The organism is Streptomyces sp. NPDC001604, assembly GCF_042893475.1.
Lineage (GTDB): Bacteria > Actinomycetota > Actinomycetes > Streptomycetales > Streptomycetaceae > Streptomyces.
Genome location: NZ_JBIAUY010000012.1, coordinates 232,468 through 248,517, shown reverse-complemented (window position 1 = coordinate 248,517; position 16,050 = coordinate 232,468). Strand labels below are relative to the sequence as shown.

At 70.6% G+C, this 16,050-nt stretch carries 13 protein-coding genes; 3 read left to right on the top strand and 10 right to left on the bottom strand.

Annotated features, from left to right (window positions below):
• Positions 1-204: 204 nt before the first annotated feature.
• Positions 205-1,077, top strand: a complete 873-nt coding sequence (gene purU, locus ACFY1E_RS29795; protein ID WP_389080997.1) for a formyltetrahydrofolate deformylase — start codon at positions 205-207, stop codon at positions 1,075-1,077.
• 70 nt (positions 1,078-1,147) lie between these two features.
• On the opposite strand, the gene ACFY1E_RS29790 is transcribed toward purU, so the two are convergent.
• Genes ACFY1E_RS29790 through betA form a run of 3 tightly spaced genes read right to left on the bottom strand, consistent with a single transcriptional unit; the run spans position 1,148 to position 4,090 of the window.
• Positions 1,148-1,573 (bottom strand): hypothetical protein, encoded by a 426-nt coding sequence (locus ACFY1E_RS29790; RefSeq protein ID WP_389080994.1) that lies wholly within the window; start codon positions 1,571-1,573, stop codon positions 1,148-1,150.
• 6 nt (positions 1,574-1,579) lie between these two features.
• On the bottom strand, positions 1,580-2,416 hold the full coding sequence (locus tag ACFY1E_RS29785) for a methylenetetrahydrofolate reductase (protein WP_389080992.1): 837 nt from the start codon (positions 2,414-2,416) through the stop codon (positions 1,580-1,582).
• A gap of 6 nt (positions 2,417-2,422) precedes the next feature.
• A complete protein-coding gene (betA, locus tag ACFY1E_RS29780; RefSeq protein ID WP_389080989.1) occupies positions 2,423-4,090 on the bottom strand; it encodes a choline dehydrogenase in 1,668 nt (555 codons plus the stop codon).
• A 202-nt stretch (positions 4,091-4,292) separates the two neighbouring features.
• Here betA and ACFY1E_RS29775 point away from each other — a divergent pair, with 202 nt between their 5' ends.
• A complete protein-coding gene (locus ACFY1E_RS29775) occupies positions 4,293-5,039 on the top strand; it encodes an IclR family transcriptional regulator (RefSeq protein WP_389080987.1) in 747 nt (248 codons plus the stop codon).
• A 1-nt stretch (position 5,040) separates the two neighbouring features.
• Here ACFY1E_RS29775 and ACFY1E_RS29770 read toward each other — a convergent pair whose 3' ends face one another.
• The 5 genes from ACFY1E_RS29770 to ACFY1E_RS29750 form a co-directional block, all read right to left on the bottom strand.
• Positions 5,041-6,171 (bottom strand): aromatic ring-hydroxylating dioxygenase subunit alpha, encoded by a 1,131-nt coding sequence (locus tag ACFY1E_RS29770; RefSeq protein WP_389080984.1) that lies wholly within the window; start codon positions 6,169-6,171, stop codon positions 5,041-5,043.
• 166 nt (positions 6,172-6,337) lie between these two features.
• The gene (locus ACFY1E_RS29765) at positions 6,338-7,498 is read right to left on the bottom strand and encodes an NAD(P)/FAD-dependent oxidoreductase (RefSeq protein WP_389080982.1); all 1,161 of its coding nucleotides are present in this window, start codon (positions 7,496-7,498) and stop codon (positions 6,338-6,340) included.
• The gene (locus ACFY1E_RS29760) at positions 7,495-7,857 is read right to left on the bottom strand and encodes a bifunctional 3-phenylpropionate/cinnamic acid dioxygenase ferredoxin subunit (RefSeq protein WP_030928447.1); all 363 of its coding nucleotides are present in this window, start codon (positions 7,855-7,857) and stop codon (positions 7,495-7,497) included. The genes ACFY1E_RS29765 and ACFY1E_RS29760 overlap by 4 nt, the downstream gene beginning before the upstream one ends.
• Before the next feature lie 199 nt (positions 7,858-8,056).
• Positions 8,057-8,686, bottom strand: coding sequence for an MBL fold metallo-hydrolase (locus ACFY1E_RS29755; protein WP_389080979.1), 630 nt, complete (start codon positions 8,684-8,686; stop codon positions 8,057-8,059).
• On the bottom strand, positions 8,686-9,771 hold the full coding sequence (locus tag ACFY1E_RS29750) for an S-(hydroxymethyl)mycothiol dehydrogenase (RefSeq protein ID WP_389080976.1): 1,086 nt from the start codon (positions 9,769-9,771) through the stop codon (positions 8,686-8,688). Before ACFY1E_RS29750 ends, ACFY1E_RS29755 begins: the two co-directional genes overlap by 1 nt.
• Before the next feature lie 79 nt (positions 9,772-9,850).
• Between ACFY1E_RS29750 and ACFY1E_RS29745 the strand changes: the two genes are divergently transcribed.
• The gene (locus tag ACFY1E_RS29745; protein WP_389080974.1) at positions 9,851-10,591 is read left to right on the top strand and encodes an amidohydrolase family protein; all 741 of its coding nucleotides are present in this window, start codon (positions 9,851-9,853) and stop codon (positions 10,589-10,591) included.
• A 10-nt stretch (positions 10,592-10,601) separates the two neighbouring features.
• On the opposite strand, the gene ACFY1E_RS29740 is transcribed toward ACFY1E_RS29745, so the two are convergent.
• Entirely contained in the window at positions 10,602-12,533 is a 1,932-nt protein-coding gene (locus ACFY1E_RS29740) for a glycosyltransferase family 2 protein (protein WP_389080971.1), read from the bottom strand.
• 94 nt (positions 12,534-12,627) lie between these two features.
• Positions 12,628-16,002, bottom strand: a complete 3,375-nt coding sequence (locus ACFY1E_RS29735) for a pyruvate carboxylase (protein ID WP_389081079.1) — start codon at positions 16,000-16,002, stop codon at positions 12,628-12,630.
• Positions 16,003-16,050 lie beyond the last annotated feature (48 nt).

Below are 16,050 nucleotides of genomic sequence, written 5' to 3'. Positions count from 1 at the left end.
AGCCGAAATTCGTTGCGCATCGTGCATTCAATTGCTTGTGGTGGAACACCCTGACGAATGTCCAGACAGACGTCAAGAGGTTGACGGATGACGATTTCGCAAGGGGGCCAATGCCCCTTCCTCTCTTGACCGAGGGGCCCACCGGCCCGACCATGTTGCGTATCGCTCACCTTGTTGTGCAATACGCACCGACGGAGGCCGCACATGTCCCCTCGCCCACAACCTGGCCGTGAGTTCGTCCTCACTCTCTCGTGTCCCGACAGCGCGGGACTGGTCCACGCCGTGAGCGGCTTCCTCGTCAGGAACTCCGGCAACATCCTGGAAAGCCAGCAGTTCGATGATCGACTCCAGGGCCGCTTCTTCATGAGGGTGCACTTCGACGTTTCCGATCCAAACGCAGATCTGGAAACTCTGCGTTACCGGTTCGGTCCCGTCGCCGAGGCCTACCGCATCTCCTGGAAGCTGTGGGACGCCTCGACCCCGACCCGGACGCTGATCATGGTGTCCAAGTTCGGCCACTGCCTCAACGACCTGCTCTTCCGCCGCCGCACCGGCGCCCTCAACATCGAGATCCCCGCGATCGTCTCCAACCACCGGGACTTCGAGGGCCTGGCGGAGACCTACGGCATCCCCTTCCACCACGTCCCGGTGACCAAGGAGACCAAGCCGGAGGCGGAGGCGCGGCTGCTGGAGCTGGTGCGCGAGCTGGACATCGACCTCGTGGTGCTCGCCCGCTACATGCAGGTCCTCTCCGACGACCTGTGCAAGCAGCTGGAGGGCCGCGCGATCAACATCCACCACTCCTTCCTGCCCAGCTTCAAGGGCGCACGCCCGTACGTCCAGGCCTACGACCGCGGAGTGAAGCTCGTCGGCGCGACGGCGCACTACGTCACCTCGGACCTGGACGAGGGCCAGATCATCGAGCAGGACGTGGTCCGCGTGGACCACTCCCTGGACCCCGGCGAGCTGGTCACGGTCGGCCGGGACGTGGAGGCACAGGTGCTCGCGCACGCCGTGAAGTGGCACAGCGAGAGCCGTGTGATGGTGGACGGCAACCGGACGGTGGTCTTCCGCTGAGCGGTACCACGACAGTGGGCGGGCTGGATCTCCAGCCCGCCCACTGTCGTATACGGCGATCGTGTACGGCTCAACCGCGCCCGCTTCCGGACTGCCGGGCCCAGCGCCGCAGTCGTGCCAGGCACTTTGCCTTCGCCTCCCGCAGCGACGCGAGCTCGCCCGCACTGCTCATGAACGCCGTCACCGGTGTCCACCGGCTGCGGCCCGCGGCCGTCTGCCAGCGGACCGCCGGAAAGGCCGTGACCGCCCGAATCCGCTGCCGCGGTATCACCCGGGTCCGCAGCAGGCCCCGCACCACCAGCCGGTCGGCCTCACAGCGCACGCCGATCCGGTAGCCGCGGACGGTGAGCATCACGCTGCGCGCGAGGACCGCCCCGGCGGCGCTCCACGACAGCGCATCCGCGCTCCCGGCGCCGAAGACGACCGCGCCCGCCCCGGGCACGACCCACGGCGCCGCGCAGGCCACCCGGGCCGGTCTCGGCGGCAGTATCTCCACGGCGCCTCAGCCTACGAGTCGGTCCAGCAGCGCGCGGCGCCAGGCTTCCGTCTCGGCGATCTGGTTGAAGGTGAACAGGTGCAGTCCCGCCACTCCGGACGCAGGCCCGCGCAGGGCCTCCTCGGTGCGGGTCAGGAGCTTCTCGGGTGAGTAGCCCCCGGGCGTCGCGAACCGCAGGAACCACGACGCGTGCTTGGTCAGGAAGCGCGTCGACTCCCCCACTCCGATCTTCGTGGCCATCGCGAGCAGCTTCGCCCGCTGCACGGGCCCCGCGACACCAAGATGAACGGGCAGCGTGACATCCCGCCGCCGTATCCGCGCCACCCACTCCGCCAGCACCCGCGGGTCGAAGCACAGGTTGCTCACGATGTACGTGGCGTGCGCGCGCTTGTCCCACATCGCCTGGATGGTGAGGTCGTCGTGGATGAGGGGGTGGCTCTCGGGATAGCCGGTGATGCCGACGTCGGCAAACGGCCCGCCCAGTTCGCTCAGGCGGCGCAGCACCGGCAGGGCACCGTCGTAGGACCCGGCCGGAGGGTCCGCGTCGCCCGCGGGAACGAAGACGTCGTCCACGCCCGCCTCGCGGAGTCGGTCGACGACCTCCTTCAGGTGGGCGTCGTCCCGCAGCAGCCGCGCGGGCACGTGCGGCACCACGCGGTAACCGTGCGCCGCGAGCCGCCCCGTCAGCTCGAGGGTCGGCTCCAGGCCCTTGACCGGCGACGCCGTGACGGTGACCACGACGTCGCGCGGGACATGGGCGAGGACCTTGTCCTCGGTGGCCTTCGCGGGCAGCACCTCGTAGCGGACGCTGTCCAGCAGCGCCCTCAGCCCGGTGGCGTCCAAGGCGTGCTACCCGGCCTGCTTCTGGGCGTCGCGGTGCCGGTAGTACGCGGCCTTCGACGGCGCCAGGGGCTCCTTGCCGAGGATCAGGTCGGCGGCCTTCTCGGCGACCATCATCACCGGCGCGTAGATGTTGCCGTTGGTGACGTACGGCATCACCGACGCGTCGACGACCCGCAGGCCCTCCACGCCGTGCACCCGCATGCTGGTGGGGTCGACGACGGACATCTCGTCGGTACCCATCTTGCAGGTGCAGGACGGGTGCAGGGCGGTCTCGCCGTCCTTGGCGACCCAGTCGAGGATCTCCTGGTCCGTCTCCACGGACGGGCCGGGCGAGATCTCGCCGCCGTTGAACGGCGCGAGCGCGGGCTGGTTGAGGAGCTTGCGGGCGACGCGGATCGCCTCGACCCACTCGCGGCGGTCCTGCTCGGTGGAGAGGTAGTTGAAGCGCAGCGCCGGGTGTTCGCGCGGGTCCTTGCTCTTGATCTTCACCGAGCCGATGGCGTCGGAGTACATGGGCCCGACGTGGACCTGGTAGCCGTGGCCGCCGGCGGGCACGGAGCCGTCGTAGCGGACCGCGATCGGCAGGAAGTGGAACATCAGGTTGGGGTAGTCCACGTCCTCGTTGCTGCGGCAGAAGCCGCCCGCCTCGAAGTGGTTCGTGGCCGCGGGGCCCTTGCGGAACAGCCACTGCAGGCCGATGAAGGGGGCCCGCCACTTTGCCAGATACGGCTGCATGGAGACGGGCTGCTTGCAGGCGTACTGGATGTACACCTCGAGGTGGTCCTGCATGTTCTCGCCGACGCCCGGCAGGTGGTGCACGACGTCGATGCCGAGTGCGCGCAGCTCCTCCGCGTTGCCGACGCCGGACAGCTGCAGCAGCTGCGGGGAGTTGATCGCGCCGCCGCACAGGATGACTTCCTTGGCCCGGACCTGCTGCAGGGCGCCCTTGCCGCGCTGGTACTCGACACCGACGGCTTTCTTGCCCTCGAAGAGGACGCGGGTGACCAGGGCGCGGGTGGTGACGGTGAGGTTGGGCCGCTTCCTGGCGGGCTTGAGGTACGCCTTCGAGGCCGAGAGACGGCGTCCGCGGTGGACGTTGCGGTCGAACTTGGCGAAGCCCTCCTGCCGGTAGCCGTTGACGTCGTCGGTGGGGGCGTAGCCCGCCTCCTGGGTGGCCTTGAGGAAGGCGCCGAAGAGGGGGTTGTCGGCGGGGCCGCGCTCCAGGACGAGGGGGCCGTCGTGGCCGCGGAACTCGTCGTCCGGGTCGGCGGCCAGGCAGTTCTCCATCCGCCGGAAGTAGGGCAGACAGTGCGCGTAGTCCCAGGTCTCCATGCCGGGGTCGGCCGCCCAGCGCTCGTAGTCCATGGGGTTGCCGCGCTGGAAGATCATGCCGTTGATGCTGCTGGAGCCGCCGAGCACCTTGCCGCGCGCGTGGTAGATGCGCCGGCCGCCCATGTGGGGCTCGGGCTCGGACTCGTACTTCCAGTCGTAGAAGCGGCTGCCGATCGGGTACGTCAGTGCCGCGGGCATGTGGATGAAGACGTCCCAGGGGTAGTCGGAGCGGCCTGCCTCCAGGACCAGCACCTTGTTCGCCGGATCAGCCGAGAGTCTGTTCGCCAGTGCACTGCCGGCCGAACCGCCGCCGACGATGACGAAGTCGTATTGGGGAGCCATGGTGCCTCGTCTCGCTCGCGCCGTAGATACGCGAGGCATGCTAGTACCAGTAGCGCTATACGCACTAGGTTGCGAGCCACGCAACTTACGGGCTGTTGATTTCGCCACGGTTACTTGCAGCGGTGTTGTTTACTGCGCGTATAGTTTCGGAGTGAGCAACCACAGCCAACACACCGAAACGTCAAATTCGCAGGCCGGCGGAGTGCAGTCGGTCGACCGAGCCATCAGCGTCCTGGAGATCCTCGCGCAGCGCGGTGAGGCGGGCGTCAGTGAAGTGGCCGCCGAGATCGATGTTCACAAGTCCACCGCCTTCCGCCTGCTCGGCGCCCTGGAGGCGCGCGGTCTGGTGGAGCAGGCGGGCGAGCGCGGCAAGTACCGGCTCGGCTTCGGCATCGTACGCCTGGCCGGCGCGGTGACGGGACGCATCGACATCACCCAGCAGGGCCGCCCGGTCTGCGAGCGGCTCGCCGAGGAGATCGGTGAGACGGTGAACATCGCGGTGCTGCAGGAGCACTACGCGATCAACCTGTACCAGGTGCGCGGGCCCGGAGCGGTCACCGCGCACAACTGGGTCGGCCAGCTGACGCCGCTGCACGCGACGTCGAGCGGCAAGATCCTGCTGGCGCACCTGCCCGCCAAGGAGCGCGCCGCGCTGCTGGCCGAGGCGGGCCTGAAGAAGGTGACTCCGCACACCATCACCTCGAAGGCCAAGCTGGAGAAGCACCTCGCCGAAGCGCGGGAGGCCGGCTACGCCTGGACCATGGAGGAGCTGGAGATCGGTCTGCACGCCATGGCCGCCCCGGTCCTGGACCGGGACGGAGAGGTCATCGCGGCGGTCACCGCCTCCGGACCCTCGTACCGCTTCACGGAGGAGCGGATGCGCGAGCTCGCGCCCGTGCTGATCAAGGGTGCGGAGGAGATCAGTCACCGCATGGGCTACCTGGGCTGAGTCACCCCTGGGAGAGGCCCAGGCGCTCGTTCACCCAGTCGTGGAACGCTCCGATGTGGTGCTCGCTGGGCACCAGCACGCCGCCCTTGGCGTACATCCGGGAGCTCATGCCCGGCTGTGTGCGCTCGCAGGCGTCGAAGTCCTGGCGGTTGACGCGGTCGAAGAGCTCCACGGACCGGCTGACGTCCTTGCCGCTCTCGACGACGTGCGGGAGGTAGAGCCAGTCGCACTCGACGATCGTGCGGTCCACGGCCACCGGGTACATCCGGTGGAAGATCACATGGTCGGGGACAAGGTTGATGAAGACCTGCGGCTTGACCGTGATCGCGTAGTAGCGGCGGTCCTGGTCCTCGGCGACCCCGGGAATGCGGTCCAGGCCCTCGGAGCCGTCGACGGTGAAGCCCTGCACCTCCTCACCGAACTCGGCGCCGTGCCCGACGTAGTACTGGGCGGCGTAGCCGTCGGCGAACTCCGGGAGCACCTCGGTGAGTTCGGGGTGGATCGTGGCGCAGTGGTAGCACTCCATGAAGTTCTCGATGATGAGCTTCCAGTTCGCCTTCACGTCGTAGACGATCCGCTTGCCCACGGAGAGGTTCTCGATGTCGTAGTGCTCGATCGACTCCACGTCGCCGAGTCGGGCGACGACCTCGCCGATGACGTCCTCGTCGAAGGAGGGCGGGTTCTCCGCCAGGCACACCCAGACATAGCCGAGCCATTCCCGCACGGCCACGCTGACCAGGCCGTACTCGGTGCGGCCGACGTCGGGCATCTTGGTGAGGTTGGGGGCCGCGACCAGCTTGCCGTCCAGGCCGTAGGTCCAGGCGTGGTACGGGCACTGGAAGGCTCGCTTGACCTCGCCGGTCTCCTCGGTGCAGAGCTTGGCGCCGCGGTGGCGGCACACGTTGAAGTAGGCGCGGATCGAGTTGTCCCGGGCGCGGGTGACGAGGATGCTCTCGCGGCCCACGTCGACGGTGCGGAAGGCACCGGGCTTGGCCAGCTCGGAGGAGCGTGCGACGCAGAACCACATGGTCTCGAATATGCGCTCCTGCTCCTGGGCGAAGATCGCCGGATCCGTGTAGGAGGAGCCGGGAAGGGTGGCGATCAGGCTGTCCGGCAGGCTGGTCGAGGTCACGGTGCACTCCTCGGGAACGTCGTGGTAGGGGCGCCCCGAAGGGGCGCGGGCCTGTATCGATATGCGGCTCCGCCGCGATGGGGGTCCCCCCGCTCGAGCGAAGCCGAGAGTGGGGGAGCGACAAGCCACAACGGTGCCGCGGACGAACAACAACCCATCTCGGTGCTCACAGCGGAGCGCCAAGCTGCTTGCGCCAGCGGGTGAACAGCCGCGGCTGGTTCATCCCGAGCACGGCGACCGGCTGTCCGGCACGCCGGTAGACGGCCAGGACGTTGCGGTCGTCCGCAGCGCCCTCCTCGACCGTCACGCTGTCGGCGCCGGCCGCATGACCGGCGAACTGGATCTTCACTCCGTACTGGTCGGACCAGAAGTACGGCGGCCGGGGCACACCCGGCTCCACCGCACCGCCCGCCAGCAGGGTGGCGACGGCCGCGTCGGGGCGCTCGCGCGCACCGGTCCAGTGCTCCACGCGGCGGTGGGCGCCCGCGCGGGGGTCGTACCAGTTGGCGCAGTCGCCGACCGCGACCACGCCGGCGAGGCTGGTGCGGCCGTCCGCGCCGCACTTCACGCCGTTGTCGAGCGTGACGCCGGAGCCTTCCAGCCACTCGACGCACGGGCGTGCACCCACGCCGACGACCACGATGTCGGCGGGGACGCTGCGGCCGTCCTCCAGCAGGACGGCATCCACCTGCCGCTCACCGCTGAGCCCCTTGACGCCCACCCCGCACAACAGCCGTACGCCGTGATCCGCATGGAGCGCGGAGACGATGGCGCCCATGGTCTCGCCGAGCGGCCCTGCGAGCGGCGTCGGAGCCGCTTCGATCACCGTCACGTCGAGCCCGAGGGCGTACGCCGTGGAGGCGACCTCGGCGCCGATGAAGCCGCCGCCGATCACCACGAGGCGTCCGCCGCGGGCCAGTTCGTCCCGCAGGGCGCGGGCGTCGTCCAGGGTGCGCAGGGTGTGCACTCCGGAGAGGCCCTCCGCACCCGGCAGGGTGCGTGCGGCGGCGCCGGTCGCGATGACGATGCCGTCGGCGCGGAGCTCACCGCCGCCGGCGAGCCGCACGGCACGGCGGTCGCGGTCGAGACCGCTCGCGCGGGCGCCCAGCAGCCACTCGGCCTGCAGGTCCTCGTCGTCCGTCTCCAGCACGAGGTCGGCCTCGCCGATCGTGCCGGCCAGGAACTCCTTGGACAGCGGGGGCCTGTCGTACGGGCGGTGGGTCTCGTCGCCGATGACGACGAGCCGCCCGTCGTAGCCCTGCTTGCGCAGTGAGCGCGCCGCCGACAGGCCGGCCAGCGAGGCGCCGACCACGGCGACCGTTCTCACGCGGGACCTCCGGCGAGGCGGGAGGCGATGCAGGGCGGCAGGTTGGGCGCGTCGGTCGACACCTGGACGTAGATCATGCCGTCCTCGACGACCACCTCGTGCGTCCGCACCGGCAGCTTGGCCGGCGGGGCGTCGACGGCGCCGGTGCGCAGGTCGAACTTGGAAGCGTGCAGCGGGCATTCCACCTCGCAGCCCTCCAGCCAGCCGTCGGCGAGCGAGGCGTCCTGGTGGGTGCAGGTGTCGTCGATGGCGAAGACCTCGCCGTCATCGGTATGGAACACCGAGACCGGCGGATCGATGTCGAGCCGGAAGGCCTCACCTCGCGGGAGATCCGCGAGACGGCACACGGGAATCATCATGACACCTCGGTGCGTATAACGAAACGGATTGCGGTAAGCGCAACATCAGTCTGAGGTCGCCCTGAACCCTTGTCAAGGAGTTCAGGGGCCCCGATGACCCCTGCCTGATGTTGCATTCCATGCAACAGAGAGCACATTGAGCAACTCTTCATGGGCAGGGGTCGACACCGGAATCAGTGCCTTCGAGCAGGTCAGCAGGTCAGTGACCGCGTGCGATCCAGTCCTGCAGATGCGGGGCCTCCGCACCGATGGTGGTCGTGTCCCCGTGACCGGTGTGCACGACGGTGCCGCCGGGCAGGGACAGCAGCCGTTCCCGGATGGACTCGATGATGGTCGGGAAGTGGCTGTACGACCTTCCCGTGGCCCCCGGTCCGCCCGCGAAGAGCGTGTCACCGCTGAAGAGCGCGCCGAGCGCCGGCGCGTACAGGCAGACCGCGCCGGGGGCGTGGCCGGGTGTGTGCAGCACGGTCAGGTCGACGCCCGCCACCGTCAGGACCTGGCCGTCGGCCAGCTCCGCGTCCGGCGTCCTCTCCGGGTGCGTCTGCTTCCACAGCGGCAGATCCTCGGGCTGGAGGAGGACGGGGCCGCCGGTGCGCGCCGCGAGGTCGGGCGCGGCGTCGATGTGGTCGTTGTGGGCGTGGGTGCACACGATCGCCCGCAGGGTCCGGCCGCCGACGGCCTCGGCGATGGCGTCGGCGTCGTGGGCCGCGTCGATCACGATCACCTCGTGGTCGTCGCCGACGATCCACACGTTGTTGTCGACGTCCCAGGTGCCGCCGTCCAGCGAGAACGTGCCCGAGGTGACGAGGTGTTCGATGCGGGCGGCCATCAGAACACCACCACCGAGCGCAGGACGTCGCCGCCGTGCATCCGCTCGAAGGCCTTCTCGACCTCGTCCAGGGCGATGGTCTCGGTGACGAAGGCGTCCAGGTTCAGACGGCCCTGCAGATAGAGGTCGATGAGCATCGGGAAGTCGCGGGAGGGCAGGCAGTCGCCGTACCAGGACGACTTCAGCGATCCGCCGCGTCCGAAGACGTCCAGGAGCGGCAGCTCCAGTTTCATCTCCGGGGTCGGCACTCCGACCAGCACGACCGTGCCGGCGAGGTCGCGGGCGTAGAAGGCCTGCTTGTACGTCTCCGGGCGGCCGACCGCCTCGATGACGACGTCGGCGCCGTTGCCGCCGGTCAGCTCGCGGATCGCCTCGACGGGGTCGGACTCCTTGGAGTTGACGGTGTGGGTCGCGCCGAGCTTGCGGGCGGTCTCCAGCTTCCGGTCGTCCAGGTCCACCGCGATGATCTTCGCGGCGCCGGCCAGGTTCGACCCGACGATCGCGGCGTCGCCGACGCCACCGCAGCCGATGACCGCCACGCTGTCGCCGCGGCCGACGTTGCCGGTGTTGATCGCGGCGCCGATGCCCGCCATCACACCGCAGCCGAGCAGGCCGGCGGCCGCCGCAGAGGCGGACCGGTCGACCTTGGTGCACTGCCCCGCCGCGACCAGCGTCTTCTCCGCGAAGGCGCCGATGCCCAGCGCCGGGGACAGCTCGGTGCCGTCCTCCAGGGTCATCTTCTGCTTGGCGTTGTGGGTGTTGAAGCAGTACCAGGGGCGCCCGCGCAGACAGGCCCGGCACTGCCCGCACACGGCACGCCAGTTGAGGATCACGAAGTCACCGGGGGCGACATCGGTGACGCCCTCCCCCACCGACTCCACCACGCCCGCGGCCTCGTGGCCCAGCAGGAAGGGGAAGTCGTCGTTGATGCCGCCCTCGCGGTAGTGCAGATCGGTGTGACAGACCCCGCAGGCCTCGACCTTCACCAGCGCCTCGCCCGGTCCGGGGTCGGGCACGATGATCGTCTCCAGGCTGACGGGGGCGCCCTTGCCCCGCGCGACGACTCCACGGACCTGGTGCGTCATGGCCACTCCTCGGCTGGTACGAGACTGAGTCAGATGTTGCTCAATACGGCACACATCTCATGTGTCGCAACACAGCATCGTGGAGCACAGACCCCGGGTCAAGGCTCTCGGAGGCGGGCGGTCGACATCGGCGATCCCAGGGATTGACGCCTTCTCCGCCGCACTCGCCGCCGAGCACCCCGGGCGCTTCGGGTACTTCGCGACCCTGCCCATGCCGGACGCCGCGGCCTCAGCGGCAGAGGCCTGGCGGGCGCTGGACGAACTGGGCGCCGACGGGGTCACCCTGCTCGCCGACAACCAGGGCGCGTATCTCGGCACGGGCGGCCAGGAGAACGTCCAGCCATTCGCCGCGGACTTCCTGCTGGACTCGACCCGCGCCGCCTACCTCCTGGTCCGCAGCGGCATCGTCCGGCGCCACCCGTGCGGCTTCGCGCCGTACGCCTCGCACCGGACGGCCGTCGCGATCGCTGGCGAGACCGGACGCAGCCCGCTGGACATCCTGGACGACCTGCGCGGCCCTGCTTCGGCACCGCCCTGCCCACCCTGCCGGCCTCCACCCGCCCCGGCCACGTCCTCTTCGGCAGCGACCGACCCTTGGCCCCGACCGCGGTCGGGCGGTACTTCGCGAACGGCCTGGACGGCGGGGCCGATCCCGGCACGCTGGCGGGCGTCAACCGCACCAACGTCGAAGCCTGTTCCCGCCCCTGGGCGGCGCCCGGAGTCGGCTCCGGTTCGATTCGCCGCCGTCCGCCTGCGTCAATCCGCCCAGCGAGCCGGGGCGCGGCTCTTCTTCAGGCTCGTCCAGTCGGGCACCCGGTAGAGCCGGAGACTCAGCGGCCCAACCGTCGCCGTACCCGCCGTATCTGACCGTTGTCCGCGACCGAGTCGAGGAGTCGACGGCCGGTGCCGGGCTCGTACGCCGGGCCCTCCAGGCGGAGCAGGGCGCCGTCGCGGACCACGGCGTGAGCGAGCGGGGTGTCCGTCTTCGGGAGGGTGACCGGGTGGCGGCCGGCCGGGAGGGCGAGACGGGCGGGCAGGCGCAGCTCGGCCGTTGTGCCGTCGGGGGCGGGGATCAGCTCGGCGTCCAGGGTCAGGGAGGAGACCGTGACCTTGATGCGGGCCGGGGCTCCGCCTGCCCCCGCCGCCACGTACGGCAGCGGGAGCGAGCGTCCGCCGCGTGCCGTGTTCGCCGCGGCGGCGCCGGCCGTGTCGGGGCCCAGCCTGCGCTGCCGCTGGTCCACGTCGAGAGCGAGCTGGCCGGCGGCCGTCCAGTACGGGAGCGCGAGGCGGCCGCCGGTCAGTGCCGGGCCCGTGGCCGGGGCGCCCGGGGTGCCGTCGCCGGTCACGCGGACCATCCGGTCGATGCCGAGGAGCTGGACGTATGCCCACACGTCGTGCACCCCGCGCTCCAACGGACGGCCGCCCGCCAGGCGCTCGGGGTCGAGGAGCAGCCGTCCGGAGGCGACCAGCCGCGAGCGGCCCTCGCCGAGCGGCTCCAGGCGCACCTCCAGGTCACCCTCGGGGTACCACCAGTCGTCGCGGTCACGGTCCTTGACCACCAGTTCCGCGTACGCCAGCCGGAACGGGTCGCGGACCTCCCAGCCCTCCTCCGTGCCGGGCACGCCGGCCAGCAGCTCGGGGTCCAGCCATCGCTTGCCGTCCCGCTCGACGAGGGCCAGGGGCTCGCCGTCCCCGCGCAGCAGGTCGAGGGTGACGTCGGCAACCAGCCGGCCGCCCTCCCAGCGCAGTGCGCCGACCTCGCTGCGGGCCTTCACCTCGCGGACCCGCTCGGCCAGAGCCGACGCGCCGTCGAAGTCGCCGCGCTCGAGGAGTTCGGCACGTAGCCGGGACACGGTGGGCAGGCCTTCGCGTACGGCCGCCGGGAACTCCGTCAGCGCCAGTTCGCGGGCCGCCTCGAAGCGCTGCCGCTGCTCGGCCGGGTCCTCGCGGAGGATCTCGGGCTCGCGGGTGCGGGAGAGAATCTCGACGTGGTAGAGGCGGTGCAGGAGCCGGTTCTGCAGAGCGTCGATGTCGTCGGAGGCCTCGGTGCCGTCCTTGATCTGACGGACGATGGTGCGGCAATTGGCCCAGAAGCCGTGCCGGGGGCTGAACCGGTGCTGGGTGTTGTTGCCGCCGTCGTCCCGCTTCATCCAGTAGTAGCAGGGGTAGTCGGCGAGGATCGAGATCCGCTCCGCCTTGAGGTAGGCGGCGCTGACGAAGAGCAGGTCCTCCAGGATCCAGGGGCCCTCCGGAAAGCGCAGGCCGTGCTCCTCGACGAAGGCGCGCCGGAACATCTTGTGCGGCGACATGCTCTGCATGAGCTCGTCGTTCTCGATGGTGCAGGCGTCCACCGTGTGCCGGAACAGCCGTCGGGGCCGGACCATGGTGGTGGACATCTTGCCGAGCACCACGTCGGCGTCGTTGCGCTTGGCGAACTCGTAGAGCCGCTCCAGCGCCTCGGGGCCGAGGGTGTCGTCGTGGTCGACGAACTGGATGTACTCGCCCCGGGCGTGGCTCATGCCCAGGTTGCGCGGTGCACCCGGCCAGCCCGAGTTGGGGCGGGTGTGCACCTGCACGTTCGGGTGCTTTGCCGCGATCTTCTCCAGGCGGGCCAGGGTGTCGTCCGTCGAACCGTCGTCGACGTAGATGACCTCGTACTCGTCGGCGGGCAGGGACTGCCCCAGCAGCGACGGCGCGCACTCGTCGACGTACTTCCCGGTGTTGTACACGGGCACGACGACGCTGACCTTGACTCTCGGCATCCCAGAGACTTTACCCGCCTCCTGACCGGACAGCACCGGGGCTGGGGGCGACGCCGTCGCTGTCGACCCCGGCCCCACCGCGCGGGTATCCGGCTCAGCGGATCTCGACGAGCAGGTCGCCGCCCTCCACCTGCTGGATCTTGTTGATGGCCAGCCGGCCGACGGTGCCCGCCTTGGAGGCGGTGATCGCGGCCTCCATCTTCATCGCCTCGATGGTGGCCACCGTCGCACCGGCGTCCACCTCGTCGCCCTCGGCGACCGCGAGGGTGACCACGCCGGCGAACGGGGCGGCGACATGGCCCGGGTTGGTGCGGTCGGCCTTCTCCGTCACCGGGACGTCGGAGGCGGCCGCCTTGTCACGCACCTGGATCGGGCGGAGCTGGCCGTTCAGCGTGGACATCACGGTCCGCATGCCGCGCTCGTCGGCCTCGCCGACCGCCTCCAGCTCGATCAGCAGCCGGACACCGGGCTCGAGGTCGACGGCGTACTCCTTGCCCGGGCGCAGCCCGTAGAAGAAGTCCTTGCTGTCCAGCACGCTGGTGTCGCCGTAGGCCTGGCGGTGGGTCTCGAAGTCTCGGGTCGGCCCCGGGAACAGCAGCCGGTTGAGGGTGGCGCGGGGCTCCTTGGCCAGGCCCTCGCGGTCCTCCGCGCTCAGCTCCTGCACGGGCCTGGGCTCGGCGCGGCCCTCGAGTGCCTTGGTGCGGAAGGGCTCCGGCCAGCCGCCGGGCGGGGTGCCCAGCTCGCCGCGCAGGAAGCCGATGACGGAGTCCGGGATGTCGTACCGGTTCGGGGTCGCCTCGAAATCGGCCGGGTCCACCCCGGCCCCCACCAGGTGCAGGGCGAGGTCGCCGACCACCTTCGAGGACGGGGTGACCTTGACCAGGCGGCCCAGCATCCGGTCGGCTGCGGCGTACAGATCCTCGATCTCCTCGAAGCGGTCGCCGAGGCCGAGCGCGACGGCCTGGGTGCGCAGGTTGGAGAGCTGGCCGCCGGGGATCTCATGGTGGTAGACGCGGCCGGTCGGGGAGGCGAGGCCCGCCTCGAAGGGGGCGTAGACCCTGCGGACGCTCTCCCAGTACGGCTCCAGGTCGCCGACCGCCTGGAGGTCGAGGCCGGTCGGCCGGTCGGAGTGGTCGGTCGCGGCGACGATCGCCGAGAGGGAGGGCTGGGAGGTCGTGCCCGCCATCGACGCCACCGCGCCGTCCACCGCGTCCGCGCCCGCCTGGATCGCCGCCAGGTAGGTACCGAGCTGGCCGCCCGCCGTGTCGTGGGTGTGCAGGTGGACCGGGAGGTCGAATTCGCGGCGCAGCGCGGACACCAGCTTGGCGGCGGCCGGGGCGCGCAGCAGGCCCGCCATGTCCTTGACGGCCAGGACGTGGGCGCCCGCCTCGACGATCTGCTCCGCGAGGCGAAGGTAGTAATCCAGCGTGTACAGGCGCTCGTTCGGGTCCGACAGGTCCGAGGTGTAGCAGAGGGCCACCTCGGCGATCGCCGTGCCCGTCTCGCGAACGGCGTCGATGGCGGGGCGCATCTGGCCGACGTCGTTGAGGGCGTCGAAGATGCGGAAGATGTCGATGCCGGTGGCGGCGGCCTCCTGCACGAAGGCGTCGGTCACCTCGGTCGGGTACGGGGTGTAGCCGACGGTGTTGCGGCCGCGCAGCAGCATCTGCAGACAGATGTTGGGGACGGCCTCCCGGAGAGCGGCCAGGCGCTCCCAGGGGTCCTCGGCGAGGAAGCGAAGTGCGACGTCGTACGTCGCTCCGCCCCAGCACTCCAGGGACAGCAGCTGCGGCAGGGTCCTGGCGACCATCGGGGCGACCGCCAGGAGGTCCTTGGTGCGGACGCGGGTGGCGAGCAGCGACTGGTGGGCGTCGCGGAAGGTGGTGTCGGTGACGCCGATGGTCGGCGACTCGCGCAGCGCGCGGGCGAACCCCTCCGGGCCGAGCTCGACCAGCCGCTGACGCGAACCGGCGGGCGGCTCACCCGCGGGCAGCACCGGCAGCTTGCTCACGGGCTCGATCAGCTCGGGGCGCTCGCCGTTCGGCTTGTTCACGGTCACGTCGGCGAGGTACGTGAGCAGCTTGGTGCCGCGGTCGGCGGAGGAGCGGGAGGTGAGCAGGTGCGGGCGCTGCTCGATGAACGAGGTCGTCACCCGCCCGGCCTGGAAGTCCGGGTCGTCGAGCACCGCCTGCAGGAACGGGATGTTGGTGGCCACACCGCGGATGCGGAACTCGGCGACCGCGCGCCGGGCCCGCCCGATCGCGGCCCTGAAGTCCCGGCCCCGGCAGGTGAGCTTGACCAGCATGGAGTCGAAGTGGGCGCTGATCTCCGTACCGGCGTGGGTGGTTCCGCCGTCCAGGCGGATGCCGGAGCCGCCGGGCGAGCGGTAGGCGCTGATGCGGCCGGTGTCCGGGCGGAAGCCGTTGGCCGGGTCCTCGGTGGTGATACGGCACTGCAGGGCCGCGCCGTGCAGCTTCACCGTCTCCTGGGACAGCCCGAGGCCGGCGAGGGTCTCGCCCGAGGCGATGCGCAGCTGCGACTGGACGAGGTCGACGTCGGTGACCTCCTCGGTGACCGTGTGCTCGACCTGGATGCGCGGGTTCATCTCGATGAAGACGTGGTTGCCGTCGCGGTCCAGCAGGAACTCGACGGTGCCCGCGTTGCGGTAGCCGATCTCGCGGGCGAAGCGGACCGCGTCGGCGCAGATGCGGTCGCGCAGCTCCGGGTCGAGGTTGGGCGCCGGGGCCAGCTCGATGACCTTCTGGTGGCGGCGCTGCACCGAGCAGTCGCGCTCGTAGAGGTGGATGACGTTGCCCTCGCCGTCGGCGAGGATCTGCACCTCGATGTGACGGGGGTCGACCACGGCCTTCTCCAGGAAGACCGTGGAGTCGCCGAACGCGGAGGCCGCCTCACGGGACGCCGCCTCGATGGACTCGCGCAGCTGCGCCGGGTTCTCGACGCGGCGCATACCGCGCCCGCCGCCGCCCGCGACGGCCTTCACGAACACCGGGAAGCCGATCTCGTCGGCCGCACGGACGAGTTCGTCGACATCGGTGGAGGGCTGGGAGGAGCCGAGCACCGGGACACCGGCCGCGCGGGCGGCGGCCACGGCGCGGGCCTTGTTGCCGGTCAGCTCCAGGGTCTGCGCGCTCGGCCCGACGAAGGTGATGCCCGCTTCCTCGCAGGCCTTGGCCAGCTCGGGGTTCTCGGACAGGAATCCGTAGCCGGGGTAGACGGCGTCGGCGCCCGCCTGGCGCGCCGCACGGACGATCTCCTCGACGGAGAGGTACGCGCGGACGGGGTGGCCCGGCTGGCCGATCTCGTACGCTTCGTCGGCCTTGAGCCGGTGCAGTGAATTTCGGTCCTCGTGCGGGAAGACGGCGACGGTCCTTGCGCCCAGCTCGTAGCCTGCGCGGAACGCCCTGATCGCGATCTCACCACGGTTGGCTACCAGCACCTTGCGGAACATCGCCGCTCCCTTCAGCCTGCGGATGACGTCCCCCATGGTGTCGGTGCC